A 26,440-nucleotide genomic window follows, 5' to 3' on the forward strand; every position below is an offset into this window, starting at 1 on the left:
GGTCAGAAGTCCTTGCACAGGCGCAGCGCGTCGTAGATCGCGCCGTGGATGTTGTGCATCGACACGCCGTCACCGATGCGGAACAGCGCGAAGCGGTCGCCCCCCAGCGCCTGCGACAGCACCGGCTGCGGCTGCGCGTCGTAGAGCGTGTCGATGTCGGTCTGGCCCCGGTTGAGCGAGCGGTCCTTGAGCTGCCAGTACAGCGCCTCGTTCGGGCGGATGCCGTTCTCGATCACCACCTGGTCGACCGCCCGTTCCTCGAGCACGTCGGTGTATTCGTTGCGCAGCACGGCGATCAGCTTGTCGCCGTCGGGCGTGCTCTCGCGGTAGACCTGATCGAGCCAGCAGTTGGGCGTCAGGATCACGCCCTGGGCGTAGAGCTGGCGGTAGAAGATCGGGAAGGTCGTGCCGCCGACGTCGTCGGCGATCTTGACGTCGGGGGTCACCATCTCGACCCGGTGGCCGCGGCTGGCGATGAAGTCGGCCACGCCGGTGCCGGCATGGCCGCTGATGGCGTCGTAGACCAGCACGTTGCCCTGCGGCGCGACCCGGCCCGACAGGATGTCCCAGCCGCTGACGGCCAGGCCTTCGGCCACGCCCCAGGCCGGCACCTGGTCGGTGTGGGCGATGCCGCCGGTGGCCAGCACGACGATGTCGGGCCGCTCGTCCATGATCATCGCCACGTCGGCCTCGACCCCCAGGCGCCGGTCGATGCCCAGGCGCTGCGTCTCCAGGTCGAACCAGCGGATGATGCCGGCCATCTGCTCGCGCTTGGGCGCCTTGGCCGCCAGGTTGACCTGGCCACCGACCTGGGGCTGCTTCTCGAACAGCACCACGTCGTGGCCCCGCTCGCGGCTCACGCGGGCGGCCTCCAGCCCGGCCGGGCCGGCCCCGACGACGACGACCTTGCGCTTCGGGCCGCTCGACTTCGTGATGACGTGCGGCATCGTGCGCTCGCGGCTGGTGGCCGCGTTCTGCACGCACAGCACGTCCAGGCCGTTGTACTGGCGGTCGATGCAGTAGTTGGCGCCCACGCACTGCTTGATCTGGTCCTCGCGGCCGTCGCGGATCTTGATGACCATGTGCGGATCGGCGATCTGCGCGCGGGTCATGCCGACCATGTCGACCATGCCCGCGGCCAGCAGGCGCTCGGCCTGCTGCGCGTCGCGGATGCTCTGCGCGTGCATCACCGGGATCTTCACCACGCTCTTGATGCCCCCGGCCAGGTGCACGAAGGGCTCGGGCGGCAGCGCCATCGGCGGCATGCAGTTGGCCAGGGTGTTATGGGTGTCGGCGCCCGAGCCGATCACGCTCAGGTAGTCGATCAGGCCGGTCTCGCTCATCGCCTGGGCGATCTCCTTGAGCGCCTCGTGGTCCAGGCCGTCCTCGTGGAACTCGTCGCCGCACATGCGCAGGCCGACGCAGAAATCGGCGCCGACCTCGTCGCGCACCGCGTTCAGCACCTCCATGCCGAAGCGCATGCGGTTGGCCAGCGAGCCGCCGTACTCGTCCGTGCGGAAGTTGCTGCGCGGGCTCCAGAACTGGTCGATCAGGTGCTGGTGGGCGGCCGAGATCTCGATGCCGTCCAGGCCGGCGGCCTTCACGCGGCGGGCGGCCTTGGCGTAGTCGCCGACGATGCGGCGGATCTCCTCGATCTCGATGGTCTTGGCATTGCCGCGGTGCACCGGCTCGCGCACGCCCGAGGGGCTCACCAGGTGAGGCCAGTCGAAGCCGTGCCAGGCGTTGCGCCGGCCCATGTGGGTGGCCTGGATCATGATCTTGGCGCCGTGGCGATGCATGGCCTCGGCCAGCCTGGCCAGGCCGTCCATGGTCTCGTCACGCGACAGGTTGACCGAGCTCCACCAGGCGCTCGGACTGTCCTTGGCCACCGGGCTGGAGCCGCCGCAGATGGCCAGGCCCACGCCGCCCCTGGCCTTCTCCTCGTAGTAGCGGATGTAGCGTTCGCCGGGCATGCCGTCGTCGGCATAGACCTCGGCATGGGCGGTGCTGACGATGCGGTTGCGGATCGTCAGCCGGTTCAGCTGGATGGGCTCGAAGAGGTGCGGGTAGCGCATGGCGGCAGCTCGGTGCGGTCGAGGTCAGGCGGTGATCGGCGTCACGGTGAAGATGCAGTGCGCATGGCCTTCGCCGGCGCACTTGGTCTCCTCGCTGCGGGTCTTCCAGGTCTGGCCGGTGGCCTGTCCGACCCAGTCCATCGCCCCGGAGAACCAGCCGGCGAACAGGTAGCAGGCCTTGTCGGCGCTGACCGGCACCCCGGCGATGCCCTGGGCGAGCACGAACACCGAGTGGTGCAGCGTGACGCGGGCATGTCCCGTGGCGGCGTCGACGGACTCGAAGGCGAACTGCCCCCAGCCGCGCTGCGACAGGCGCTTGAGGTAGTGCTCGTAGACCGCCAGGCCCTGCAGGCCGTGGGTCTTCGACTCCTGCTCGCACCAGAACCAGGCCGAGCGGTAGCCGCCCTTGTACAGGCCGGCGGCATAGGCCTCGCGGCCGATCGCGGCTTCGGCCTCGACGTGGTTGTTGACGAAGAAGTGCCGCGGCACGTAGATCATCGGCAGACCGTCGGTGGTCCACACGCCGGTGTCGGCGTTCACGTCGATGGGGAGCTGGGGTTGCATGGTGAGGGCCTGCGGAGAAGGGGGTTCGGGTGGGGAGCGGCGTCGGCGTGGCGGGGGCTCACTCACCCCAGACGTTGGCGAAGAAGCGCATCCAGTTGCGGCCCAGCACCTTGCCGATGCGGTCCTCGGACCAGCCGGCCTGCTGCATCGTGGCCGTCAGGTTGGGGAAGTCGCCGATGGTGCGGATGCCTTCGGGATTGACGATCTTCCCGAAGTGGGTCAGGCGGCGCCAGCGGCCCTTGTCGTGCGTCAGCATCTCGAAGAACTCGTGGCCATGGCCCTGGGTGAAGTCCGAGCCCAGGCCCACGCAGTCCTCGCCGACCAGGTTGATCACGTAGTCGATGGCCTCGACGTAGTCGTGCACCGTCGAGTCGTTGCCACGCTTGAGGAAGGGCGAGAACATGGTCACGCCGATGAAGCCGCCGTGGTCGGCGATGAACTTCAGCTCCTCGTCGCTCTTGTTGCGCGGGTGTTCCTTCAGGCCCAGCGGCAGGCAGTGGGTGTAGGCCACCGGCTTGCTCGAGGCCAGGATGGCTTCTTCCGAGGTCTTGCTGCCCACGTGCGACAGGTCGACCAGGATGCCCACGCGGTTCATCTCGGCGATCACCTCGCGGCCATAGCCCGACAGGCCGCCGTCGCGCTCGTAGCAACCGGTGCCCACGAGGTTCTGCGTGTTGTAGCAGAGCTGGACCACGCGCACGCCCATGTCGTGGAAGGCCTCGATGTAGCCGAGGTTGTCCTCGAAGGCGTGGGCGTTCTGGAAGCCCAGGATGATGCCGGTCTTGCCTTCGGCCTTGGCTTGGACGATGTCGGCCGTGCTGCGGGCCAGGGTCACCAGGTCGCTGTTGTCGCGGATCAGCTGCTTGAGCTGGGCGATGTTGTCGACCGTCCTGGGAAAGTCGTCCCACACCGAGACGGTGCAGTTGGCGGCGGCCAGACCGCCCTTTTTCATGTCCTCGAAGACGCTGCGGTCCAGCTTGGCGATGATCAGGCCGTCGATGACGATGGACTGGTCGTGCAGGGAGGGGGTGCTCATGGGTCGGGCTCCTGTGGCGGTGGCTCAGCCGTAGATCGGGAAACGGGAGGTCAGGCTCTGCACCTGTTCGCGCACCAGCGCCTCGACGCGGGCGTCGCCGGCCGGGTCCTTGCGCAGGGCCTGCATCACGTCGAGGATGAGGCGGCCCACCTCGCGGCAGTCCTCCTCCAGGAAGCCGCGCGTGGTGATGGCCGCCGTGCCCACGCGGATGCCCGAGGTGACCGTGGGCTTCTCGTCGTCGAAGGGGATGCCGTTCTTGTTGCAGGTGATGCCGGCGCGTTCCAGCGCCACCTCGGTGGCGTTGCCCTTCAGGCCCAGCGGGCGCAGGTCGACCAGCAGCAGGTGGTTGTCGGTGCCACCGGTGACCAGGTCGAGGCCACCGGCCTGGAGCACCTCGCCCAGCGCGCGGCTGTTGGCCACGACCTGCTCGGTGTAGGTCTTGAACGAAGGCTGCAGCGCCTCGCCGAAGGCCACGGCCTTGGCGGCGATCACGTGCATCAGCGGGCCGCCCTGGGCCCCGGGGAAGACGGCCGAATTGAACTTCCTGGCCAGCGCTTCGTCGTCGGTCAGGATCACGCCGCCGCGCGGACCGCGCAGGGTCTTGTGCGTGGTCGAGGTGGTCACGTGGGCATGCGGCACCGGGCTGGGGTAGACGCCGGTGGCGACCAGGCCGGCCACGTGGGCCATGTCGACCATCAGGTAGGCGCCCACCTTGTCGGCGATCTCGCGGAAGCGCGCCCAGTCGATCACGCGCGGGTAGGCCGAGAAGCCGGCGATGATCAGCTTGGGCTGGTGCTCCAGCGCCAGGCGCTCGACTTCGTCATAGTCGATCAGGAAATCCTCGTGGCGCACGCCGTACTGCACGGCCTTGAACCACTTGCCCGACAGGGCCGGCTTGGCGCCGTGGGTCAGGTGGCCACCGGCCGACAGCGACATGCCCAGCACCGTGTCACCGGGCTGCACCAGGGCCAGCATCACGGCCGTGTTGGCCTGGGCGCCGGAGTGCGGCTGCACGTTGGCGAAGCGCGAGCCGAAGAGCTGGCACAGGCGGTCGATCGCCAGCTGCTCCACCACGTCGGCGTTGTCGCAGCCACCGTAGTAGCGCTTGCCCGGGTAGCCTTCGGCGTACTTGTTGGTGAAGACGCTGCCCTGCGCATCGAGCACGGCCCGGGAGACGATGTTCTCCGAGGCGATCAGCTCGATCTGGTCCTGCTGGCGGTGCAGCTCGGCGGACAGGGCGCTGGCGATGGCCGGATCGGCCTGTGCCACGGTGGTGGAGAAGAAGGCGGAGGTGGACATGGAGGGCGATCGTGGGGAAGAAGGGCTCAGTGCCGGGCGGCCAGCAGCGGCGTGAACAGCGGATCGGCGTTGCTGCCGGGCTGGGTCACGCACAGGCCGTAAGGCGCGGCCGTGCGGCGCAGCAGGCGCCAGAAGTAGTCGGCAAAGCTGCGGCGGAACAGCAGCACCACGCCCTTGTCGTCGGTGCGGCAGACCGAGACCACGGCCTTGGCCATCACGGTGCTCACGGCCTTGCCCACGGGCAGGCTTTCGAAGTCATAGGGGCCGAGGTGGCGAAGCAGCAGCATGTGGGCGGGGCCCGTCACGCGCATGGCGGTGTGGCCGCCGCTGTTGTCCACCACCTGGGCGAACACGCCTTGCAGCGCAGCCGTCAGCTTCGCCACCAGGGCATCGCGGCCAGCGCGGGGGGCGATCACCCACCACTCGTCGGGCGAGACCCACTGCACCACGCCACCCGGCGTCTGCACCAGGCTGGCGGGCTGGGTGGGCAGGCTGGCGCCGAGCACCGAAGCCACGCCATCCATGAAGGCCGCATCATCGGCCCGGCCACGCAGGATCACATAGGCCAGGTGGGGCAGCTCGCTGACCACCACGCCATCCTTGGCGGTGGGCGTGCGGGCTTGGGCCGGCAGGTCGAAGGCGTGCAGCGGGGTGCGCAAGCGCGCCAGGCCCGCGTCGGGGATGCGGTGATCAGACATTCTGGCGGTCTCCCTTGGGGTCGACGAAGACGGCGCTCGGGGCGAGCTTGACGGGGGTCACCTTGCCGCCTGCGAAGGCGTAGAGGGTGCTGTCCTGGTGCTGCTTCAGGCCGCCCTGGACGACGGCCATCGCGATGGACCGGCCCAGGAAGGCGCTGTGGTAGCTGGAGGTCACGTGGCCCAGCATCCGGGCGCCCGGGTTCGTGTCGGGCGTGGCCAGCAGCTGGGCGCCTTCGGCCAGCACGGCGTGCGGGTCCACCGGCAGCAGGCCGACCAGCTGCTTGCGGTCGGGCTTGGCCGTGTCGCTGCGGCTCAGCGAGCGTTTGCCCAGGAAGCTGAACGGCTTCTTCATCGACACCGCCCAGGACATGCCCAGGTCGATCGGGGTGACCGAGCCGTCGGTGTCCTGGCCGACGATGATGAAACCCTTCTCGGCGCGCAGCACGTGCATGGTCTCGGTGCCGTAGGGCGTGATCTCGAACTCGGCACCGGCGGCCATCACGGCCTCCCACAGCTCGTGGCCGTGGCCCGATTCCACGTTCAGCTCGTAGCTCAGTTCGCCCGAGAAGGACACGCGGAACACGCGGCAGGGCAGGCCGGCGACGGTGCCGGCACGCCAGTCCATGAACTTGAAGGCCTCGGGCGACAGGTCGATGTCCTTGCACAGCTTGGCCAGCACGGCGCGGGCCTTGGGGCCGACCAGGGCTACGGTCGACCAGTGGTCGGTCACCGACGACATCCACACCTTCAGCTCGGGCCACTCGGTCTGGTGCCAGCGCTCCAGCCAGGTCAGCACCTTGGCGGCGCCACCGGTGGTGGTGGTCATGTAGAACTGGGTGTCGTTCACGCAGGCGGTCACGCCGTCGTCCATCACCATGCCGTTCTCGTCGAGCATCAGGCCGTAGCGGCACTTGCCCGGGGCCAGCTGGCTCCATGCGTTGCTGTAGATGCGGTTGAGGAACTCGCGTGCATCGGGGCCGTCGATCTGGATCTTGCCCAGCGTCGAGGCGTCCATTACGGCCACGCCGTTGCGGGCGGCCAGGCACTCGCGGTGGACGGCGGCGTGCAGGTCTTCGCCCTTCTTCGGGAAGTACCAGGGGCGCATCCACTGACCCACCGGTTCCAGCTCGGCCCCACGCGCTTCGTGGGCGGCATGGCAGGCGGTGTAGCGGCTGGGCTCCAGCGTGTCCCCTTCCATCGTGCCGGCCAGCGCGCCCAGGGTCACCGGGGTGTAGGCGGGGCGGTAGGTGGTGGTGCTGACCTGCGACACCGGGCGCTTGAGCGCACGCGCCGTCAGCATGAAGCCGTTGACGTTGGACAGCTTGCCCTGGTCGGTGCCGAAGCCCAGCGCGGTGAAGCGCTTGACGTGCTCGATGTGCTGCCAGTTCTCGCGGATGGACAGCTCGATGTCGGCCGCGGTGACGTCGTTCTGGTAGTCGACGAAGGCCTTGGCACCCACGCCTTCCGGCTTGCCGTCGGGCAGGCGGTACATCGGGCGGGCCGGCGAGCCGGCGAGCTTCGGCACGGTCGGGGCCACCAGCTGGCCCGGGCGGCCCAGCGTGGCCAGCACGGCCTGCATGGCGACCGTGGTCTGCTTCAGGCACTCGCCCAGCTCGAAGGCGCCGGTCACGGCGCCCACGCAGGCCACGCCTTCACGGCCTTCACGCGGCACGACGAAAGCGGCGCAGGACTCGTCCCAGAGGGGGCGGCGGCCGTCGTGGCAGAACAGGTGCACCGTGGGCGACAGGCCACCGGAGGACAGCACCACATCGGCCTTGACGGTCGGGCCCTCGCCTGCCACCTCGTCGCGCTCGGCGTGCAGCTTGACCAGGCGGGCGCCGGTCGCGCGGCCGCGGCCCTTGACCTCGGCGATGCCGTGACCCTTGAGCACCCTCACGTTGGGCGGCAGGCCTTGCGGGTCGACCTTGCTGCGCACGTCGGCCACGGTGACCTGGGCGCCGGAGGCGGCCAGGGCGCGGGCCGCGTCGTAGATCAGGTCGCTGGTGCCGCAGATCAGCACCTGCTCGCCCACGCGCACGGCGTAGCGGTTCAGGTAGGTCTGGCCGGCCGAGACGGTCATCACGCCGGGCAGGTCGTTGTTGCCGTAGACCAGCGGGCGCTCGATGGCACCGGTGGCCAGCACCACGTGCCGGGCGTGGATCTTGTGCAGGCGCTGGCGCGGGCTCTCGTGCGAACGCTGGGCCACCGGCAGGTGATCCTGGATCAGCTCGACGGCCTGCACCAGGTTGTTGTCGTACAGGCCGAAGGCCGTGGTGCGGCTCAGCGTGCTCACGTGCGGCATGGCCTTCAGCGACGCCAGCGCGGCGTGGATGTAGGCGGCGCCGTCTCGGCCGTCGATCCGGGCCGTCGGGTCGGACAGCAGCCAGCCGCCGAACTCGTTCTGCTCGTCGACCAGCAGCGTCTTCAGACCGGCCAGGCCGGCCTGCTGCGCGGCCAGCAGGCCGGCGGCACCGCCGCCCACCACGACCACGTCCACATGGTGGTGCAGGTGGTCGTAGAGGTCGGGGTCGTTCTCGGTGGGCGCGTGGCCGAAGCCCGCGAACTTGCGGATCACGGCCTCGTAGGCGGGCCACAGCTTGCGCGGCCACTTGAAGGTCTTGCTGTAGAAGCCCGCCGGCATGAAACGCGAGGCGGTGCCCAGCACGGCCTTGAGGTCGAAGTCCAGGTGAGGCCAGCCCGAGGTCGAGGTCGACACCAGACCCGCGTACAGCTCGGCCTGCGTGGCCTTCACGTTCGGCACGGTCAGCGCGCCTTCGCCCAGCTGCACCAGGGCATTGGGCTCCTCGGCGCCGGCGCCGATGATGCCGCGCGGGCGGCCGTACTTGAAGCTGCGGCCGACGAGCTGGATGCCGTTGGCCAGCAGCGCCGAGGCCAGCGTGTCGCCGGGGTGGCCGGTGCAGGCCTTGCCGTCGTAGGTGAAGGAGACCGTCTTCGACGGGTCGATGCGGGCCGTGGCCAGCGGGATGCGTCGGGCGCTCATGGCTGCACCTCCGCGGCCCGGTCGGCCAGGAACAGCGGCTTGCCTTCGGCCAGCGTCCAGGTGCCGGCGATCTCGTAGGTGGCGGTGTGGCGCTTGACGGCGAACACCTTGCGGCAGCCGGCGCTGTGCTGCCACTGTTCCCAGAACCAGCCCTTGGTGTTGGTGCGGGCGAAGAGGTAGTCGCCCCAGGTCTCGTCGTCGACGGCCTCGGGCTGGGCCGGGCGCGCGATGTAGGCTTCACCGGCGCAGCTGAACTCTTCTTCGTCCCGCGTTTCGCCGCAGTGGGGGCAATGCAAGTGCAACATGGTGGGGGTCCGGATCAGTGGGCGACGGCGGCCGCGCCGTGCTCGTCGATGAGGTGGCCGGTGGTGAAGCGGTCCAGCGAGAAGGCCGCGTTGACGGGGTGGGGGGCGTCGTGGGCGATCGTGTGCGCGAACACATGGCCCGAGCCGGGGGTGGCCTTGAAGCCGCCGGTGCCCCAACCGCAGTTGAAGTACAGGCCCTGCACACGGGTCTTGCTGATGATCGGGCAGGCGTCGGGCGAGACGTCGACGATGCCGCCCCACTGGCGGTTCATGCGCACGCGCGAGAACATCGGGAAGAGCTCGATGATGGCCGCGGCCGTGTGGTCGATGATGTGCGGGCTGCCGCGCTGGCCGTAGCCCAGGTAGCTGTCGATGCCCGCGCCGATCACGAACTCGCCCTTGTCCGACTGGCTCAGGTAGCCGTGCACGGCGTTGGACATGATCACCGTGTCGATCACGCGCTGCATCGACTCGCTCACGAAGGCCTGCAGCGGGTGGCTTTCCAGCGGCAGACGGATGCCGGCCATCTTGGCCAGCACACCGGAGTGACCGGCGGCCACGCAACCCACGCGTCCGGCCTTCACGTAGCCCTGGCTGGTCTGCAGGCCCTGGATGCGGCCGGCCTCGATGTCCAGCCCCGTGACCTCGCAGTTTTCGATCAGGTCCACCCCCAGGCGGCTGGCGGCGCGGGCAAAGCCCCGGGCCACCGCGTCGTGGTGGGCGATGCCCGCGCGCGGCTGGAAGCTCGCGCCCAGCACCGGCAGGCGGCGGCTGCGGCTGATGTCGAGCTGCGGGATCCTCTCCTTGACCTCGGCGGCCGTCATCACCACGGCGTCGATGCCCTGCAGGTGGTTGGCGTTGACGCGGCGCTCGATGTCGCGCATGTCCTGCAGCGTGTGGCCCAGGTTGTAGACGCCACGCTGGCTGAACATCACGTTGAAGTTCAGGTCCTCGGTCAGGCCCTCCCAGAGCTTGAGCGAGTGCTCGTACAGGCCGGCGGCCTCGTCCCACAGGTAGTTGGAGCGCACGATGGTCGTGTTGCGTGCCGTGTTGCCCCCGCCCAGGTAGCCCTTCTCCAGCACCGCGATGCGGCCCACCTGCGGGTGGTTCTTGGCGAGGTAGTAGGCGGTGGCCAGGCCGTGGCCGCCACCACCGACGATGACCACGTCGTAGTGGCTCTGCAGCGGCCGCCGCTCCCAGGCCGGTTCCCAGGTCTTGTGGTGCTTCAGGCCGTGCTTGAGCAGGCTCCACCAGGAGTATTTTTCGCCGTGCATCGGGTTGTCCGTGTGATGCTTTGATGAAGCTCATTGTTTGGCGGAGTCCCCCTCGGACCTTGCGCAGGGCGGACACGCACTTGTCTGGAAACGACATCGACAGCACATCCGCGACAACCGGCCCGGGGGGGTCATCAGCCCCCTGGAACGGTGTTTTCCCCCTTGCAAATCAACGCTGGTGCATGGTGGGTCATGCTGGTGCGCGGGGTGCACCGTTGCGGGTCGGACTGGCCTGGAAACGACAGCGCGGAAACGACCTGGCGGCCACTCGGCCCGTCGCCTGCGCGTGGGCGACGGGCAACAAAAAACCGGCAGCGGGCGAACCCGGTGCCGGTCGATCGGGGCCGCGGACGGCCGCGGCTCAGGGTGTCACTTGACGGCGGACAGCCACTTGGTGACGGTCTCCGGATGGCTGGAGATGTAGGCGGCCGCTTCCTTGGCGGCGCTGCTGTCCTTGGCCTTGAGCATCACGCCTTCCAGGTCGGCCAGCGAGATCTTCAGGTTGCGGATGAAGGCGGCGGCCTTCGGGAAGTCGGCCGAGAAGCCCTTGCGGCCGACCGCGTGGATGGACTCCGCACCCCCCAGCGCCTGCTTCGGGTCCTCGAGGTAGCGCAGCTTGTACTGCGAGAACATCCAGTGCGGCGACCAGGTGGTCACGACGATCCACTGCTTGCGCTGGACCGCGCGGTCCAGCGCCACGACCATGGCCGCGTCCGAAGCCGACTGCAGCTTGTAGTCCAGGCCGTAGGTCTTGATCGCCGCTTCCGACAGCTTCATCAGGCCGGCGCCGGCGTCGATGCCCTGGATCCTGCCGCCGAGCTTTTCCTTGACCTCGGGCTTGTTCAGGTCGTCGATGGTCTTGAGCAGGCTGACCGGGATCTCGTCGGGCACGGCCCAGCCGAGCTTGGCGTTGGTGTAGAGCGGGCCCAGGTCCTCGACGTCGGCCGAGACCTTCTCCCAGTAGGCCTTGTGCGTGCCGGGCAGCCAGGCCATCAGCATCACGTCGATCTGGCCGCGTTGCAGGCCGGCGTACTGCAGGGCGATGTCGGTCATCACCAGCTCGACCTTCTGGGCCAGCTTCTGTTCGAGGATCTGCTTGGCGATCTGCGTCACCGCCTCGGCGTCGGACCAGGAGGTCCAGCCGATGCGCAGGGGCTTGGCCTGGGCCAGCACGCTGGCCGAGGTGCCGGCCAGGACGAGGGTGGTGGTGGCGCCGGCCACGAATTGCCGGCGGGTCAGCGAAGAGGAATCGCGGGTCATGCACAGGCTCCGGAGTGAGAAGACAAGCCCCGGACCGGAGGTCCGGGCGTCGTCCTCACCTTAAGGCCTGCAAGACGCCGGCCTGTTCCGCGGGCGACATGGATGTGTCCACCGGCGACAGACCCGCCATCGATTCCGGGCTGCAGGTTTCAGGCTGGCGGCCTCAGCACTCGACGATGTTGACCGCCAGGCCGCCGCGGGCGGTCTCCTTGTACTTGCTCATCATGTCGGCGCCGGTCTCGCGCATGGTCTTGATGACCTTGTCCAGGCTCACGTGGTGAGACCCGTCGCCCCGCAGCGCCATGCGCGAGGCGTTGATGGCCTTGACCGAGGCGATCGCGTTGCGCTCGATGCAGGGGATCTGCACCAGCCCGCCCACCGGGTCGCAGGTCAGGCCGAGGTGGTGCTCCATGCCGATCTCCGCGGCGTTCTCGACCTGTTCGGGCGTGCCGCCGGTGACGGCGGCCAGCGCACCCGCGGCCATCGAGCAGGCCACGCCGACCTCGCCCTGGCAGCCTACCTCGGCGCCGCTGATGCTGGCGTTCTCCTTGTAGAGCATGCCGATGGCCGCCGCGGTCAGCAGGAAGTCGATCACGCCCGCATCGTTGGCCCCGGGGATGAAGCGGGTGTAGTAGTGCAGCACCGCCGGCACGATGCCGGCCGCGCCGTTGGTCGGCGCGGTGACGACCCGCCCGCCGGCGGCGTTCTCCTCGTTGACCGCCAGCGCGTACAGGTTGATCCAGTCCATCGTCTGCATCGGGTCGCGCAGCGCGGCCTCGGGGTGGGCTGTGAGCTGCTGGAACAGGCTGGCGGCGCGGCGGCGCACCTTGAAGCCCCCGGGCAGCACCCCTTCGGTGGCGCAGCCGCGCCGCACGCAGTCCTGCATCACCTGCCAGATGCGCAGCAGGCCGGCATCGATCTCGGCGTTGCTGCGCCAGTGGCGCTCGTTGCGGCGCATCAGCTCGGCGATGCTGCAGCGGTGGATGCGCGTCAGCGCGAGCAGCTCCTCGCCGCTGTGGAAGGGGTGGGGCAGCACCGTGGTGTCGGGCGCGATGACCTTCTGCTTCTCGCCGTCGGCGGCGACTTGGTCGCTGACGACAAAGCCGCCCCCCACCGAGTAGTAGCAGCGGCTCTCCAGCTCGACGCCGTCGGCATCGAAGGCGATGCAGCGCATGCCGTTGGCATGGAAGGGCAGGGACTCGGTGCGGTGGAACACCAGGTCCTCGCGCTCGTGGAAGCCGATCGGGTGCCGCCCGCCCAGCGCCAGGCGGGCCCCTTCGCGGATGGCCGCCAGCAGCTGCGGCACGGCCTCCACGTCGACCGTCTCCGGGTCGTGGCCGGCCAGCCCGAGCAGCACCGCCTTGTCGCTGCCGTGGCCGCGCCCGGTGGCGCCCAGCGAGCCGTAGAGCTGCACCTGCACCCGCTGGCAGCGCGCCAGCGCGCCGGTGCCGGCCAGCCGGTCGGCGAACAGCCGCGCGGCGCGCATCGGCCCGACGGTGTGGGAGCTCGACGGCCCGATGCCGATCTTGAAGAGGTCGAAGACGCTGACGGCCATGGCGGATGCAAGGATGAAGTCGACAGGAAAGGGCCTGCGGCCGGCGGGTGCAGCCGCGCTCAGCGCTGCTGCGTCTGCCAGTGCGGGTGCACGAAATAAGGCGCGGTCGAGCGCGGCAGCGGAGTGCGGCCGCGGATCGTGTCCGCCAATTTTTCGGCCATCATGATCGCCGGCGCATTGAGGTTTCCGCTCACCACGTCGGGCATGATCGATGCGTCGACCACCCGCAGGGCGCTGACGCCGTGCACCCGGGCGCTGCCGTCGGTCACGGCCATCGGATCGTCGGCGCTGCCCATGCGGCAGGTGCACGAGGGGTGCAGCGCACTCTCGGCATGCTCGCGGATGTGGGCGTCGATCTGCGCGTCGCTGCGCACCTCGTCGCCCGGAGACACCGCCGCGCCGCGGAAGCGGTCGAAGGCCGGCTGGGCGAAGATCTCGCGGGTCAGGCGGATCGCCGCACGCATCTCCTTGCGGTCCTGCTCGGTGCCCATGTAGTTGAACAGGATGCGCGGCGCCTCCTTCGGGCTGACGCTGCGGATCTTCACGTGGCCGCGGCTGGTCGGGCGCATCGGGCCGACGTGGGCCTGGTAGCCGTGGAAGCTCGCCGGCGAGCTGCCGTCGTAGCTGATGGCCATCGGCAGGAAGTGGTACTGCAGGTCGGGGTGCTTCACGCCCGCCTCGCTGCGGATGAAGCCGCCGGACTCGAAGTGGTTGGTCGCCCCCAGCCCGGTGCCGCGCAGCAGCCACTCGGCGCCGATCTTCAGCTTGGCCAGCGGGTTCATCGCCGAGTACAGCGTGATCGGCTCCTTGCAGGCCACCTGCACATAGGTCTCGAGGTGATCCTGCAGGTTCTCGCCCACGCCCCGCAGCGGCGCGACCACCTTCAGCCCCAGGCGGCGCAGCTCGTCGGGGTTGCCGATGCCCGACAGCTGCAGCAGCTGCGGCGAGTTGATCGCCCCGCCGCTGAGGATGACCTCACGCTCGGCGCGGATCAGGTCGGCGTGCGCGCCGTTGACCACCTCCACGCCGATGGCCCGCGGCGGGCTGCTGCCGGGCTCGAACACCACCCGCGCCACCAGCGCGCGGGTGCGCACCTGCAGGTTGGGGCGTTTCATGGCTGGGCGCAGGTGGGCCATCGCCGTGCTCCAGCGCCGGCCCTTGTGCACCGTCATGTCCATCGGCCCCAGGCCTTCCTGGCGGTGGCCGTTCATGTCCTCGGTGCGCGCGTAGCCGGCCTGCCGGCCGGCCTCGATGAAGGCGTCGTAGAGCGGGTTGCGGCAGGCGCCGGTGGACACGTGCAGCGGGCCGCTGCCGCCGCGGTAGTCGTCGGCGCCCTTGGCGCGGGTCTCGGCGTGGCGGAAGTAGGGCAGGCAGTCGGCGTAGGACCAGTGCGCCAGCCCCGGCTGCGCCGCCCAGCCTTCGTAGTCCAGCGCGTGGCCGCGGATGTAGACCATGCCGTTGATCGACGACGAGCCGCCCAGCACCCGCCCGCGCGGGCAGTAGATGCGCCGCCCGTTCATGAAGGGCTCGGGCTCGGAGTGGTAGTACCAGTTGAAGCGGTCGTTGGCCAGCGGGTAGGCGAAGGCCGAGGGCATGTGGATGAACAGGCTGCGGTCGCCGGGGCCGGCCTCCAGCAGTAGCACCCGCACCTGCGGATCTTCGGTCAGGCGGTTGGCCAGCACGCAGCCGGCCGAGCCGGCCCCCACGATGATGTAGTCGAAACGGTCAGGGTTCGCGGCGCTCATGGCAGTTCTCAGCGGTAGCTGCAGGCGACGTCGCCCAGCTCGAGATAGACGGTCTTGACCTGCGTGTAGTGCTCCAGCGCGAGCAGGCTGTTCTCGTGGCCGATGCCCGATTCCCGCGCGCCGCCGAAAGGCATCTCCACCGGCGTGATGTTGTAGTTGTTGATCCAGCACAGGCCGGTCTTCAGGCGGGCGGCCATGCGGTGGCCACGCTTGATGTCCTGCGTGAACACGCCCGCGGCCAGGCCGAAGCGGGTCGCGTTGGCCCGCGCCAGCACCTCGTCCTCGGCGTCGAAGGCCAGCACGCTCATCACCGGGCCGAAGATCTCCTCCTGCACGATGCTCATGTCGTCACGGCAGTCGGCGAACACCGTCGGCGCGACGAACCAGCCGCCGCAGCCCGGCACCGTCACCGCCGTGCCGCCGACCACCAGCCGCGCGCCGGCCTCGAGGCCCTGGGCGATGTAGCCCATCACCTTGTCGTGGTGCGCCGCCGAGATCAGCGCGCCCACCTCGGTGACCGGATCGCTCGGGTCGCCCACCCGCAGCAGCGCGGTGCGTTCGGCCAGTCGCTCCAGGAAACGTGGCAGCAGCGCCCGCTGCACGAACACGCGCGTGCCGTTGGTGCACACCTCGCCCTGGGTGTAGAAGTTGGCCATCATCGCCGCCGACACCGCCTGCTCCAGGTCGGCGTCGTCGAAGACGATCAGCGGCGACTTGCCGCCCAGCTCCATCGTCACGCGCTTGAGCGTGCCCGCGGCGGCGGCCATCACCCGCTTGCCCGTGGGCACCGAGCCGGTCAGCGACACCTTGGCCACCTCCGGGTGCTGCGCGAGCAGCGCCCCGGTGGCGCCGCGCCCCTGCAGCACGTTGAACACGCCCGGCGGCAGGCCGGCCTCGGCATAGACCTCGGCCAGCTTCACCGCCGTCATCGGCGTCAGCTCCGAGGGCTTGAAGATCATCGCGTTGCCCGCGGCCAGCGCCGGGGCCGACTTCCAGCAGGCGATCTGGATCGGGTAGTTCCACGCGCCGATGCCCACGCAGAGGCCCAGCGGCTCGCGCCGGGTGTAGGCCAGCGCGGTCTTGAACGGGTACTGCGCCCCGGTCAGCGTGGCCGCGGCGCCGCCGAAGTACTCCAGGCAGTCGGCGCCGCTGGCCACGTCGACCACCGCCGCTTCCTGGATCGGCTTGCCCGTGTCGGCCACCTCCAGCGCCGCCAGCTCGTCGTTGCGCTCGCGCAGGATCGCCGCCGCGCGGCTCAGCACCCGGCCGCGCTCGGCGCCGCTCATCGCCGACCAGACCTCGAAGCCGGCCTGCGCCGAGGCGATCGCCGCCTCCACGTCGGCGGCCAGGGCCTCGTGCACCTCGCCGATCACCTGGCCGGTGGCCGGGTTCAGGGTCGGGAAACGTTCGCCCTGCCCGTGGCAGGGCCGGCCGTCGATGAAACTGGGAATCAGGAGGCTCATGGCGTGGCAGCTTGCAAGAAGGTGGCCCGGGGCGATCGTAAGAAGGAGGGGGACGGATTCAGCGCAGCACGACGGTGCGCAGCCCGTTCATGAAGACGCGGCGCTCCAGCACGTAGCGCAGCGCCCGCGACAGCACCAGGCACTCGACGTGGCGGCCCACCTGCTGCAGCCGCTGCGCGCTGTCGGCGTGGTCGACCCGCTCGAGCGCCTGCTCGATGATCGGGCCCTCGTCGAGGTCGCCGGTGGCGAAGTGGGCGGTGGCGCCGATCAGCTTCACGCCCCGCTCCCAGGCCTGCAGATAGGGGCGGGCGCCCTTGAAACCCGGCAGGAAGCTGTGGTGGATGTTGATCACCCGCCCGGCCAGCCGCTTCGTCAGCCCGTCGGAGAGCACCTGCATGTAACGCGCGAGCACCACGTACTCCGCGTCGTGCCGCTCGATCAGCGCCTCCAGCGCCGCCTCCTGCTGCGGCTTGGTCTCGGGGCTGATCGGCAGGTGGTGCCAGGGCAGGCCTTCGGCCTCGGCCAGCGGCGCCAGGTCGGGGTGGTTGGAGACGACCGCCACCACCTGCATCGGCAGCTCGCCGCGCCGCCAGCCGCCCAGCAGCTCGCGCAGGCAGTGGTCGAACTTCGACACCATGATCAGCACTCGCGGCAGGCGCGCCAGGTCGTGCACCGCGCACGCCGCGTGGCCGAAGCCGCGCGTCAGCGCGACGAAGTCCTCGTCCAGCGCCTGCTCGGCCGCCCGCCGCGCCGCGGGGCCGCCGGCCGGCGTGGCCCGGCGGAACACCGCCCGCACGAAGAAGCGGGCGCTCGGCGCATCGTCGTGCGCCGCCAGCGACTCGACGTAGGCACCGTGCGCGGCCAGCCGGGCCGACACCGCGGCGATCTGGCCCGGCCCGCTGTCGCAGGCCAGCGTCAGGCAGTAGCGCGACTCGTCCATGTTCAGCCCTGCAGCGCCTTGCGCACCACCGGCAGCGCGTCCTCACCCTTGAAGGTCTTCACGCCCTTGAGCCAGGGCTCGATCGCCTGCGGGTGCTTGACCAGCCAGTCGCGGGCCACCTGGTTGGGCTTGCCCTTGTTCAGGATGCCCTGCATCACCTCGTTCTCGATCGTGGTCGTGAACTGCAGGTTCTTCAGGAAGGTCACCACGTTCGGGCACTTCGCCTCGTAGCCGCTCGGCACCGCGGTGAACACCCGGGCCTCGCCGAAGTTCGGGCCGAACACGTCGTCCCCGCCCGTCAGGTACTTCATCTTCACCTGCACGTTCATCGGGTGCGGCTCCCAGCCCAGGAACACGATCGGCTTCTTGCCGCGCGCGGCCCGCTGCACCTGCGCCAGCATGCCCGCCTCCGACGACTCCACCAGCTTGAAGTCCTTCAGCCCGTACTGGTTCTTCTTGATCATGTCGGCGATCAGCGCATTGCCGTCGTTGCCCGGCTCGATCCCGTAGATCTTTCCCTCCAGCGCCTTGGCGAACTTCGGCAGGTCCTTGAAGTCCTTCAGGCCGGCGTCGTGCAGCGCCTCCGGCACCGCCAGCGTGTACTTCGCGCCCACCAGGTTCGGCGTCTCGAACACCTGGATCTGCCCCGCCTTCACGAAGGGCTCGATCATTGGCGTCATGCTCGGGTTCCAGTAGCCCAGGAACGCATCGAGCTGCTTGCTCTTCATGCCCGCGAACGTGATCGGCACCGACGCCACCGTCACCGTCGGCTGGTAGCCCATCGCCTCCAGCACCACCGAGGCCAGGCCCGTCGTGGCGGCGATGTCGCTCCAGCCCACGTCGGCAAACCGCACCTTCTGGCAGGCGGCAGCCTCCTGCGCCTGGGCGGGGGCGGTGGTCAGGCCCAGCATGCCGGCCAGGGCGACCAGGGTCAACGAGATCCTCTTCATGGCAGTCCTCTTGCGCGTATCGATGGAGTGGCGGGCGTGGCGCCGCAGCGCCCCCGGATGCCCTGACTGTTCCATGACGTGACGCAGGAACTTGCCCACACGCGACGCGGAATGCTCCGAATTCACCAGCGGGGCCTCGACCACATCCCCCTCACCGTCCCGCCCCTGGCGCGGGCGGGTGGCGCGGCGCCTGCCGATTCACCCTATCGCCGTGGTTGCCAGAACCAAATGGCGCTATGAGGGTCTCCAACCTACAGTGACTGCATCACACAGTGGTCACCCACAAGGAGAGACGAATGTCCAATGAAGCCAAATGTCCGTTCCATGTCCAGAAGCATGTGACCGCGGGGGCGCCGTCGAACGCCGACTGGTGGCCCGAGCAGCTGAAGGTGAACGTGCTTCACCAGCATGGCGCCCAGTCCGACCCGATGGGGGTGGCGTTCGACTATGCCGAGGCGTTCAAGCGCCTGGACCTGGACGCGGTGGTGCAGGACCTGCGGGCGCTGATGACGGACTCGCAGGACTGGTGGCCGGCGGACTTCGGCCACTACGGGCCGCTGTTCGTGCGCATGGCCTGGCACAGCGCGGGCACCTACCGCACGCACGATGGCCGCGGCGGCGCGGGCACGGGCAACCAGCGTTTTGCGCCGCTCAACAGCTGGCCGGACAACGTCAACCTCGACAAGGCGCGCCGGCTGCTGTGGCCGATCAAGCAGAAGTACGGCCGCAGCCTCTCGTGGGCCGACCTGATGATCCTGACGGGCAACGTGGCGCTGGAGTCGATGGGCTTCAAGACCTTCGGTTTCGCCGGCGGGCGCGAGGACATCTGGGCGCCGGAAGAGGACATCTACTGGGGCGCCGAGAAGACCTGGCTGGCCGACCAGCGCTACACCGGGGACCGCGAGCTGGAGAACCCGCTCGCCGCGGTGCAGATGGGCCTGATCTACGTGAACCCGGAAGGCCCGAACGGCCACCCGGACCCGATCGCCGCGGCGCGTGACATCCGCGACACCTTCGCCCGCATGGCGATGGACGACGAGGAGACGGTGGCGCTGATCGCCGGCGGCCACACCTTCGGCAAGACGCACGGCGCCGGCGACGTGAAGCACGTGGGCGTCGAGCCCGAGGCGGCCGGCATCGAGGCGCAGGGCCTGGGCTGGGCGAACAGCTTCGGCACCGGCAAGGGCGGCGACACGATCGGCAGCGGCCTGGAAGTGACCTGGACCACCACGCCGACGCAGTGGAGCAACAACTTCTTCGAGAACCTGTTCGGCTTCGAGTGGGAGCTGACGAAGAGCCCGGCCGGCGCGCACCAGTGGACCGCCAAGGGGGCCGACGCGACGATCCCGCATGCGCACGATCCGGCCAGCAAGCTCGTGCCCACGATGCTGACCACCGACCTGTCGCTGCGCTTCGACCCGGCCTACGAGGTGATCTCGCGGCGTTTCCTCGCCCATCCGGAGCAGTTCGCCGATGCGTTCGCCCGGGCGTGGTTCAAGCTGACCCACCGTGACATGGGTCCGGTGTCGCGTTACCTCGGCCCGCTGGTGCCCAAGGAGACGCTGCTGTGGCAGGACCCGGTGCCCGCGGTGGACCACCCGCTGATCGACGCGGCCGACATCGCCGCGCTGAAGGCGCAGCTGCTGGCCTCGGGGTTGAGCGTCGCGCAGCTGGTGCGCACGGCCTGGGCGTCGGCGTCGACCTTCCGCGGCAGCGACAAGCGGGGCGGGGCCAACGGCGCGCGCATCCGCCTGGCGCCGCAGAAGGACTGGGCCGCCAACGAGCCGGCCGAACTGGCTCAGGTGCTGCAGACGCTGGAAGGCGTGCAGGCGGCGTTCAACGCCGCGCAGGCCGGGGGCAAGAAGGTGTCGCTGGCCGACCTGATCGTGCTGGGCGGCTGCGCGGCGGTGGAAGCGGCCGCCCGGGCGGGTGGCCACGACGTGACCGTGCCTTTTGCGCCGGGCCGCACCGATGCCACGCCGGAGCAGACCGACGTGGCCGCGTTCGCGGTGCTCGAGCCGGTGGCCGACGGCTTCCGCAACCATGTGCGCCCCGGGCTGGAAGGCTCGGCCGCCGAGCGCCTGATCGACAAGGCCCAGCAGCTGACCCTGACCGCGCCGGAGATGACGGTGCTGATCGGCGGCCTGCGCGTCCTGGGCGCCAACGTCGGCCAGGCGGCGCACGGGGTGTTCACCCGGCGCCCGGGCACGCTGAGCAACGACTTCTTCGTCCACCTGCTCGACATGGGCACGAAGTGGCAGCCGTCGGCCGCCACCGCGGGCGTGCTGGAAGGGCGTGACCGCCGCACGGGCGAGCTGAGGTGGACGGGCACGGTCGTCGACCTGGTGTTCGGCTCGAACTCGCAGCTGCGGGCCGTGGCCGAGGTCTACGGCAGCAGCGACGCCCAGGCGGTGTTCGTGCGCGACTTCGTGGCGGCGTGGAACAAGGTGATGAACCTGGACCGCTTCGACCTGAAGTGAATGCGGGCCGGCCTCCTACGGTGACGCGGGGGGCAGGATCAGGCCTTCATGCCGGGCCACGTGCTCGAGCGCGGCCTCGAAGCGGGCCCGCGACGTGGCGGCGACCTGCCTGAGGTAGGCGTGCAGCTCGGCGTCGGCCGGGCTGCGGTGCTCGCACTCGGCGCTGTAGGCCTCGAAGTGCGACAGCTGCACCAGCAGTTCGGCGACGTGGCGCGGGCACTCGCAGGCCACCGTCGAGGACAGGCCGGCGAAGTCGGCCAGCGCGGCGTCGTCCCAGCGGCGCGGGGGCACCCCCCCGTCGACCCGGGGTGCCTCCATCTCCGGCGGCCGGGCCGCGGCAGCGGCCGACAGGCTGCACAGCCATTGCGCCACGACCACGTCGGGCTGCGGCTCGCGCAGCAGCGCCGTGCCGCCGGCGGCCAGGGTCTCGCACACGGCGTCGGACGCAAAACGGTAGAGCACGGCCTTCGGCACCGCGGCCAGTGCCGGTGCGGCCGCATCGAAGGCCGCTTGCCAGCCGGCGTGCAGCCGGGGTTCGTGCACCAGCAGCGCATCGAGGTCCGCAGGCTGCAGCGCCGCGGCGGCCTGCGCGGCGTCGTCGAACGGACCCAGCAGCTGCACCGGCCGGCCCAGCCGGCGCTGCAGCCCGGGCTGCCGCAGCCGGCGGCCCAGCGTGGCGCCGATCACGCCGACCCGCCAGGCCCGGGCGGGCGGGGGCGGTGCCACGACCGCCCGCTCGCCCTGCGTGGCCGTCAGCGCCTGGGCGTGGGTCGCGGCCACCCGCTGCAGCTGCGGCATGTCCAGCGGCGCCAGGCTGCCGATCGCGTGCCCCAGGTCCGTCAGCTGCTTGATCAGGGCCAGCCGCCGCACGTCGTCGGCCGAGTAGAGGCGCTGGCCGCTCGGCGACAGCTCGGGCCGGGTCAGGCCGTAGCGGCGTTCCCAGACCCGCAGCGTCGCCACCGGCATGCGCAGCATGCGGGCCACGGCGCCGCTGCGGTGCAGCGACGGGGCCTCGGTGTCCGTGGCGCGTTCGCCAGGGGGTCGTGCGGGCGGGGTCGTGTTCATGTGCATCCCATGTTGACGCTGATTTGACGCCGATTATCGGAGGGATCCGGCAGGTCTAACGCCTGATGAGTTGATATTGAACTGGGTGGACGTAGGATGCGGGCACTGTCGACAAGACCGATGCCCCGTGGCACGGCCGCTGTCGCGCCCCCGAACCGTCCTGCCACTCATCCGAGGAGCCTGTCATGACCCCTTCCGCACATCGCCGCGTGTTCCTGATGACCCTGGCCGCGTCCGGCGCCGCGCTGGCCACCGGCGCCCAGGCCCAGGCCCTGGTCGACGAGAAGGATGCGCAGGCGGTCGCGCTCGGCTACGTCGCCGAGGCCCGGCGCGTCGATGCCAGGAAGTACCCGAAGTTCGCGGCCGGTCAGAACTGCACCAGCTGCGCGCTCTATCAAGGCAAGGCCGGCGACAAGGCCGGTGGCTGCCCGCTGTTTGCCGGCCGGCAGGTGGCGGGCGCGGGCTGGTGCAGCGCCTGGGCCAAAAAGGCATGAACCCGCGGGTGGGCTGATGGCTGAGCTGCGCACCCTGGTCGTCGTGCTGGGCGACCAGCTCGACCTCGAGGCGTCGGGGTTCGACGGCTTCGATGCCGGGCTCGACGCGGTGTGGATGGCCGAAGTGGCGCAGGAGTCGACCCACGTCTGGTCGAGCAAGCCGCGCACGGTGCTGTTCCTGGCGGCGATGCGCCACTTCGCGCTCGCGCTGCAGGCCGCCGGCCGGGCGCTGCACTACACCCGGCTGGAGGCGCCGGACAACGCCGGCAGCCTGGCCGCGCAGCTGCAGGCCGACCTCACGCGCCTGCGGCCGGCCCGCCTCGTGATGACGGCCCCGGGCGACTGGCGGGTGCTGAAGGCGCTCCAGGCGGTGGCCCAAGCCAGTGGCCTGCCACTGGAGGTGCGCGAGGATCGCCATTTCTTCTGCAGCGTGCGTGAGTTCGCGGCGCATGCCCGCGGCCGCAAGTCCCTGCGCATGGAGTATTTCTATCGGGAACAGCGCCAGCGCCAGCAGGTGCTGATGCAGGACGACGGGCCGGTCGGCGGCCAGTGGAACTTCGACGCCGACAACCGCGAGGCCTTCGGTGCCGCCGGACCGGGTGCGGTGCCGCCACGCCCGCGCTTCGAGCCCGATGCCGTGACGCGCGAGGTGATCACGCTCGTCGACACCCGCCTGGCGTCGCACCCCGGCCGGCTCGACGGCTTTGCCTGGCCCGTCACGCGCGCGCAGGCGCAGCAGGCGCTGCAGGCCTTCATCCGGGAGCGCCTGCCACGGTTCGGCCGCTACCAGGACGCGATGTGGCCGGCCGAGCCGTGGCTCTACCACTCGCACCTGTCGGCCGCGCTCAACCTGAAGCTGCTGAACCCGCGCGAGGTGGTGGCTGCGGCGCAGGCGGCCTGGCAGGACGGGTCGGCACCGCTGGCCAGCGTGGAGGGTTTCATCCGCCAGATCCTGGGCTGGCGCGAGTACGTGCGCGGCATCTACTGGACCCGCATGCCGGCCTACCTGGAAGGCAATGCGCTCGAGGCCCGCGAGGACCTGCCCGCCTGGTACTGGACTGGCCGCACCGACATGGCCTGCCTGCGCGACACGCTGGCGCAGACGCTCGAGCACGGTTACGCCCACCACATCCAGCGTCTGATGGTCACCGGCCTGTACGCGCTGATGCTGGGCGTCGAGCCCAGGCAGGTGCATGCCTGGTATCTGGCGGTGTATGTCGATGCCGTCGAATGGGTCGAGCTGCCCAACACCCTGGGCATGAGCCAGTACGCCGACGGTGGCCTGATGGGCAGCAAGCCCTACATCGCCACCGGCAAGTACATCGAGCGCATGAGCCCGTACTGCAAGGGCTGCCGCTACGACCCCGCGCAGCGCAGCGGCGAGCGCGCCTGCCCGTTCACCACCCTGTACTGGGACTTCCTGATGCGCCATGAAACGATGCTGGCCAAGCACCCGCGCGTGGCGCTGCAGGTGAAGAACCTGGCCCGGCTCGATGACGGGCAGAAGCGGGCGGTGCAGGACCGTGCGGCGGCGATCCGCCGCGGCGAGGTCGGGGTGGGGCCCGAGACCCGGCCCGCGAACCTCTTTTCTGCCGTCCCCTCTTTTCCCCCTTCACCTCCGGAGCCCGCACCATGAGCACGATCGCCCTCATCACCGGCGCCAGCGGCGGCATCGGCCGCGCCCTGGCGCAGCAGCTGCACGCCGGGGGCTGCCGCGTCGCCGCCGTGGGGCGTGACGCCGCCCGCCTGGCCGAGGTGCCGGCCGCGCTGCGCATCGCGGCCGACACCACCACGCCCGACGGCGCCGCACTGGCCATCGCCACCTGCCAGGAGGCGCTCGGCGCGGCGCCGACGCTGCTGGCGCATTGCGTGGGCAGCACGCTGATCGCCCCGCTGCACCGCACCCGCCTGGAGGCCTACCGCGAGGTGATGCGCATCAACCTCGACAGCGCGGTGTTCATGCTGCAGGCCTGGGTGGGCGCGCTGCAGGGCGCCCCCGGCGCGGCCGTGTTTGCCAGTTCGGTGGTGGCCCGCATCGGCGTGGCCAACCACGAGGCCATCGCCGCGGCCAAGGGCGGGGTCGAAGCCCTGGTGCGCAGCGCCGCCGCCACCTATGCGGGCCAGGGCCTGCGCATCAATGCCGTGGCCCCGGGCATGACCGAGACGCCGATGACGGCCGGCATGCTCAAGCTGCCCGCGATGCGCGAGGGCGCCGGGCGCCAGTACCCGCTGGGTGGTGTGCAGACGGCCGAGCAGGTGGCCGATGTGATGGCTTGGCTGCTCGGTGACGGCGCGGCGCGCCTGACGGGGCAGGTGATCGCGGTGGACGGCGGTTTCACGACCGTGCGGCCGCTGCTCAAGTGAGCTGATGCGACATGAGCGGGCCGGCCGCCCTGGTCTGGTTCAAGCGTGACCTGCGCGTGCGTGACCACGCTCCGCTGGCCGAGGCGGCGCGCTTCGAGCGGGCGCTCGGCCTGGTGGTGATCGAGCCGGCCTGGCTGCAGAGCCCCGAGTGCGATCCGCGCCAGGTGGGTTTCCTGCTGGACGGCGTGGCCGCGCTGCAGCGCGATCTGGCCGCCCGTGGCCTGCCGCTCATCGTGCGCGTGGGCGACATGCCGCAGGTGCTGCAGGCGCTGCGGCACGAGTTCAGCTTCACGCACTTGCTCAGCCATGAAGAGACGGGCCCGGGCTGGAGCTACACCCGTGACTTGGCCGTGGCCGACTGGTGCGGCCATCACGCGGTGTCGTGGACCGAATGGCCGCAGACCGGCGTGGTGCGGCGCCTGCGCTCGCGCAGCGGCTGGGCCGGGCGCTGGGCCCAGCGCATGAACGCGCCCGAGGCGCCGGCCGCGCAGGGCTTCCACGCGCCGCCCGGTCTGCACGCGGGATCCGTACCGACACTGCGTGACCTGGGCCTGCCCGCCCTGGCCACGACGCTGCCACCCAGCGGGGAGCGTGCCGCCTGGGCCACGCTCGACGGCTTTCTCGCGGGACGCGGACGCGATTACCGCCGCGCGCTGTCCAGCCCGCTCATGGCCGCCGAGGGCTGCAGCCGGCTCAGCGAACACCTGGCCTTCGGCACGATCTCGATGCGCTGCGTGCATCAGGCCACCGAGGCGAGCATCGCCTCCACGCCCGATCGTGAGCTGGCCTGGGCGCTGCGCGGTTTTTCCAGCCGCCTGCGCTGGCACTGCCACTTCATGCAGAAGCTCGAGGACGAGCCGGCCACCGAGTTCCGCAACGTCGCACGTTCGGTCGACGGGCTGCGCCCGGGGGACGGCGTGCACGGGCATCCGCTCGACACCGAGCGCCTGCAGGCCTGGTGCGAAGGCCGCACCGGCTACCCGATGGTCGATGCCTGCATGCGCCAGCTGCGCGCCACCGGCTGGCTGAACTTCCGCATGCGCGCGATGCTGGTCAGCTTCGCCGCCTACCACCTGTGGTTGCACTGGCGCGAGCCGGGGCTGTTCCTGGCCCGGCAGTTCCTCGACTTCGAGCCCGGCATCCACTGGAGCCAGATGCAGATGCAATCCGGCACCACCGGCATCAACACGCTGCGCATCTACTCGCCGGCCAAGCAGGCGCGTGACCACGATCCGCAGGGCCTGTACCTGCGGCAATGGGTGCCGGAGTTCGGCACCCCGGCCTACCCGGCGCCGATCGTCGACGAGCGCACCGCCGTGGCCGCTGCCAAGGCCAGGCTGCACGGCCTGCGCCAGACCCGCGAGGCCCATGCCGAGGCCGACGCCATCCAGCACCGGCACGGTTCGCGCCGCAGCGGCCTGCCCCCCACGGCGTCCACCTGCCGCCTTGCCCGCGCCCGCGCCGTGCCGCAGGGCCAGGGTGAATTGTTCTAGAGAGGTCCGCATGAACCTGTTCAACAAGCGGCCCGGCTCGGTCCGATCGGCGCCGGGGCTGGAGCATCGCCTCTGGCGCCGCCTGCCCGCCATCCTGCTGTGGGGCACGCTGCTGCCGCTGGTGCTGGCGGGCGCCAACCATGTGCTGATGCCGGCCGAGCCCCTGCCCGCGGTCGACCACCGGGCGCAGCTGTTGTGGGACTACACGATGGCAGGTGTCGTCGTGCTGCACTGGACGCTGGTGCTGACGGTCGCCCTGGGGTGTTTCATCGTCCGGGTGATGAAGGGGCCGGCGTACGTGGCCGACCCCTATCCGCCACCGGAGCGCACGGCCCCGGCACCGCCGTGGATCCCCTGAACAGGCCCAGGCCCGCAGGTC

The 26,440-nt window shown here is 70.4% G+C and carries 21 protein-coding genes; 6 read left to right on the top strand and 15 right to left on the bottom strand.

Features of this window, described 5'->3' with window-relative positions:
- Positions 1-2: 2 nt before the first annotated feature.
- From C7444_RS00705 to choX, 14 genes are all read right to left on the bottom strand, one after another.
- Entirely contained in the window at positions 3-2,075 is a 2,073-nt protein-coding gene (locus C7444_RS00705; protein ID WP_110398899.1) for an NADH:flavin oxidoreductase, read from the bottom strand.
- A gap of 24 nt (positions 2,076-2,099) precedes the next feature.
- Entirely contained in the window at positions 2,100-2,639 is a 540-nt protein-coding gene (locus tag C7444_RS00710) for a DUF5943 domain-containing protein (protein WP_110398900.1), read from the bottom strand.
- A gap of 58 nt (positions 2,640-2,697) precedes the next feature.
- Positions 2,698-3,675 carry a dipeptidase gene (locus tag C7444_RS00715; protein WP_110398901.1) on the bottom strand — a complete coding sequence of 326 codons (978 nt, stop codon included), beginning with the start codon at positions 3,673-3,675 and terminating at the stop codon, positions 2,698-2,700.
- Positions 3,676-3,699: 24 nt separating this feature from the next.
- Positions 3,700-4,974 (bottom strand): serine hydroxymethyltransferase, encoded by a 1,275-nt coding sequence (gene glyA, locus C7444_RS00720; protein ID WP_110398902.1) that lies wholly within the window; start codon positions 4,972-4,974, stop codon positions 3,700-3,702.
- Positions 4,975-5,000: 26 nt separating this feature from the next.
- A complete protein-coding gene (locus C7444_RS00725) occupies positions 5,001-5,672 on the bottom strand; it encodes a sarcosine oxidase subunit gamma (RefSeq protein ID WP_110398903.1) in 672 nt (223 codons plus the stop codon).
- Positions 5,665-8,673, bottom strand: a complete 3,009-nt coding sequence (locus C7444_RS00730; RefSeq protein WP_110398904.1) for a sarcosine oxidase subunit alpha family protein — start codon at positions 8,671-8,673, stop codon at positions 5,665-5,667. The genes C7444_RS00725 and C7444_RS00730 overlap by 8 nt, the downstream gene beginning before the upstream one ends.
- On the bottom strand, positions 8,670-8,978 hold the full coding sequence (locus C7444_RS00735) for a sarcosine oxidase subunit delta (RefSeq protein ID WP_110398905.1): 309 nt from the start codon (positions 8,976-8,978) through the stop codon (positions 8,670-8,672). Before C7444_RS00735 ends, C7444_RS00730 begins: the two co-directional genes overlap by 4 nt.
- A 14-nt stretch (positions 8,979-8,992) precedes the next feature.
- On the bottom strand, positions 8,993-10,252 hold the full coding sequence (locus C7444_RS00740) for a sarcosine oxidase subunit beta family protein (protein WP_110398906.1): 1,260 nt from the start codon (positions 10,250-10,252) through the stop codon (positions 8,993-8,995).
- Between the two features lie 369 nt (positions 10,253-10,621).
- Positions 10,622-11,512 carry a glycine betaine ABC transporter substrate-binding protein gene (locus C7444_RS00745; protein WP_110398907.1) on the bottom strand — a complete coding sequence of 297 codons (891 nt, stop codon included), beginning with the start codon at positions 11,510-11,512 and terminating at the stop codon, positions 10,622-10,624.
- A gap of 163 nt (positions 11,513-11,675) precedes the next feature.
- The gene (locus C7444_RS00750; protein ID WP_110398908.1) at positions 11,676-13,067 is read right to left on the bottom strand and encodes an L-serine ammonia-lyase; all 1,392 of its coding nucleotides are present in this window, start codon (positions 13,065-13,067) and stop codon (positions 11,676-11,678) included.
- A 59-nt stretch (positions 13,068-13,126) separates the two neighbouring features.
- A complete protein-coding gene (gene betA / locus C7444_RS00755; RefSeq protein WP_110398909.1) occupies positions 13,127-14,812 on the bottom strand; it encodes a choline dehydrogenase in 1,686 nt (561 codons plus the stop codon).
- Between the two features lie 8 nt (positions 14,813-14,820).
- The gene (gene betB / locus C7444_RS00760; RefSeq protein ID WP_110398910.1) at positions 14,821-16,275 is read right to left on the bottom strand and encodes a betaine-aldehyde dehydrogenase; all 1,455 of its coding nucleotides are present in this window, start codon (positions 16,273-16,275) and stop codon (positions 14,821-14,823) included.
- A gap of 58 nt (positions 16,276-16,333) precedes the next feature.
- Positions 16,334-17,215 (bottom strand): formyltetrahydrofolate deformylase, encoded by an 882-nt coding sequence (locus C7444_RS00765; protein WP_110398911.1) that lies wholly within the window; start codon positions 17,213-17,215, stop codon positions 16,334-16,336.
- A 2-nt stretch (positions 17,216-17,217) separates the two neighbouring features.
- Positions 17,218-18,165, bottom strand: a complete 948-nt coding sequence (choX, locus tag C7444_RS00770) for a choline ABC transporter substrate-binding protein (protein ID WP_110398912.1) — start codon at positions 18,163-18,165, stop codon at positions 17,218-17,220.
- A 296-nt stretch (positions 18,166-18,461) separates the two neighbouring features.
- On the opposite strand from choX, the gene katG reads away from it, so the two are divergent.
- The gene (gene katG / locus C7444_RS00775; protein ID WP_110398913.1) at positions 18,462-20,645 is read left to right on the top strand and encodes a catalase/peroxidase HPI; all 2,184 of its coding nucleotides are present in this window, start codon (positions 18,462-18,464) and stop codon (positions 20,643-20,645) included.
- A gap of 15 nt (positions 20,646-20,660) precedes the next feature.
- Here the strand turns inward: katG and C7444_RS00780 are convergent, their stop codons facing one another.
- Positions 20,661-21,710, bottom strand: a complete 1,050-nt coding sequence (locus C7444_RS00780; protein WP_110398914.1) for a MerR family transcriptional regulator — start codon at positions 21,708-21,710, stop codon at positions 20,661-20,663.
- A gap of 185 nt (positions 21,711-21,895) precedes the next feature.
- Between C7444_RS00780 and C7444_RS00785 the strand changes: the two genes are divergently transcribed.
- From C7444_RS00785 to C7444_RS00805, 5 genes are read left to right on the top strand one after another with little or no spacing between them, the layout of a single operon-like run.
- Positions 21,896-22,204, top strand: a complete 309-nt coding sequence (locus C7444_RS00785) for a high-potential iron-sulfur protein (RefSeq protein WP_245909343.1) — start codon at positions 21,896-21,898, stop codon at positions 22,202-22,204.
- Positions 22,205-22,220: 16 nt separating this feature from the next.
- Positions 22,221-23,840, top strand: coding sequence for a cryptochrome/photolyase family protein (locus tag C7444_RS00790; RefSeq protein ID WP_110398915.1), 1,620 nt, complete (start codon positions 22,221-22,223; stop codon positions 23,838-23,840).
- Positions 23,837-24,568 carry an SDR family NAD(P)-dependent oxidoreductase gene (locus C7444_RS00795; protein ID WP_110398916.1) on the top strand — a complete coding sequence of 244 codons (732 nt, stop codon included), beginning with the start codon at positions 23,837-23,839 and terminating at the stop codon, positions 24,566-24,568. The genes C7444_RS00790 and C7444_RS00795 overlap by 4 nt, the downstream gene beginning before the upstream one ends.
- 11 nt (positions 24,569-24,579) lie before the next feature.
- Entirely contained in the window at positions 24,580-26,061 is a 1,482-nt protein-coding gene (locus C7444_RS00800) for an FAD-binding domain-containing protein (protein ID WP_110398917.1), read from the top strand.
- A gap of 10 nt (positions 26,062-26,071) precedes the next feature.
- The gene (locus C7444_RS00805) at positions 26,072-26,419 is read left to right on the top strand and encodes a hypothetical protein (protein WP_110398918.1); all 348 of its coding nucleotides are present in this window, start codon (positions 26,072-26,074) and stop codon (positions 26,417-26,419) included.
- Positions 26,420-26,440: the final 21 nt, after the last annotated feature.

It is taken from the genome of Sphaerotilus hippei (genome assembly GCF_003201595.1).
In the GTDB taxonomy this organism is placed as follows: domain Bacteria; phylum Pseudomonadota; class Gammaproteobacteria; order Burkholderiales; family Burkholderiaceae_C; genus Sphaerotilus; species Sphaerotilus hippei.

Bases quoted from the DNA above. Each gene is read 5' to 3' on its own strand.
- C7444_RS00705 (WP_110398899.1), bottom strand. From the start codon at position 2,075: ATGCGCTACCCGCACCTCTTCGAGCCCATCCAGCTGAACCGGCTGACG.
- C7444_RS00710 (WP_110398900.1), bottom strand. From the start codon at position 2,639: ATGCAACCCCAGCTCCCCATCGACGTGAACGCCGACACCGGCGTGTGG.
- C7444_RS00715 (WP_110398901.1), bottom strand. From the start codon at position 3,675: ATGAGCACCCCCTCCCTGCACGACCAGTCCATCGTCATCGACGGCCTG.
- glyA (WP_110398902.1), bottom strand. From the start codon at position 4,974: ATGTCCACCTCCGCCTTCTTCTCCACCACCGTGGCACAGGCCGATCCG.
- C7444_RS00725 (WP_110398903.1), bottom strand. From the start codon at position 5,672: ATGTCTGATCACCGCATCCCCGACGCGGGCCTGGCGCGCTTGCGCACC.
- C7444_RS00730 (WP_110398904.1), bottom strand. From the start codon at position 8,673: ATGAGCGCCCGACGCATCCCGCTGGCCACGGCCCGCATCGACCCGTCG.
- C7444_RS00735 (WP_110398905.1), bottom strand. From the start codon at position 8,978: ATGTTGCACTTGCATTGCCCCCACTGCGGCGAAACGCGGGACGAAGAA.
- C7444_RS00740 (WP_110398906.1), bottom strand. From the start codon at position 10,252: ATGCACGGCGAAAAATACTCCTGGTGGAGCCTGCTCAAGCACGGCCTG.
- C7444_RS00745 (WP_110398907.1), bottom strand. From the start codon at position 11,512: ATGACCCGCGATTCCTCTTCGCTGACCCGCCGGCAATTCGTGGCCGGC.
- C7444_RS00750 (WP_110398908.1), bottom strand. From the start codon at position 13,067: ATGGCCGTCAGCGTCTTCGACCTCTTCAAGATCGGCATCGGGCCGTCG.
- betA (WP_110398909.1), bottom strand. From the start codon at position 14,812: ATGAGCGCCGCGAACCCTGACCGTTTCGACTACATCATCGTGGGGGCC.
- betB (WP_110398910.1), bottom strand. From the start codon at position 16,275: ATGAGCCTCCTGATTCCCAGTTTCATCGACGGCCGGCCCTGCCACGGG.
- C7444_RS00765 (WP_110398911.1), bottom strand. From the start codon at position 17,215: ATGGACGAGTCGCGCTACTGCCTGACGCTGGCCTGCGACAGCGGGCCG.
- choX (WP_110398912.1), bottom strand. From the start codon at position 18,165: ATGAAGAGGATCTCGTTGACCCTGGTCGCCCTGGCCGGCATGCTGGGC.
- katG (WP_110398913.1), top strand. From the start codon at position 18,462: ATGTCCAATGAAGCCAAATGTCCGTTCCATGTCCAGAAGCATGTGACC.
- C7444_RS00780 (WP_110398914.1), bottom strand. From the start codon at position 21,710: ATGAACACGACCCCGCCCGCACGACCCCCTGGCGAACGCGCCACGGAC.
- C7444_RS00785 (WP_245909343.1), top strand. From the start codon at position 21,896: ATGACCCCTTCCGCACATCGCCGCGTGTTCCTGATGACCCTGGCCGCG.
- C7444_RS00790 (WP_110398915.1), top strand. From the start codon at position 22,221: ATGGCTGAGCTGCGCACCCTGGTCGTCGTGCTGGGCGACCAGCTCGAC.
- C7444_RS00795 (WP_110398916.1), top strand. From the start codon at position 23,837: ATGAGCACGATCGCCCTCATCACCGGCGCCAGCGGCGGCATCGGCCGC.
- C7444_RS00800 (WP_110398917.1), top strand. From the start codon at position 24,580: ATGAGCGGGCCGGCCGCCCTGGTCTGGTTCAAGCGTGACCTGCGCGTG.
- C7444_RS00805 (WP_110398918.1), top strand. From the start codon at position 26,072: ATGAACCTGTTCAACAAGCGGCCCGGCTCGGTCCGATCGGCGCCGGGG.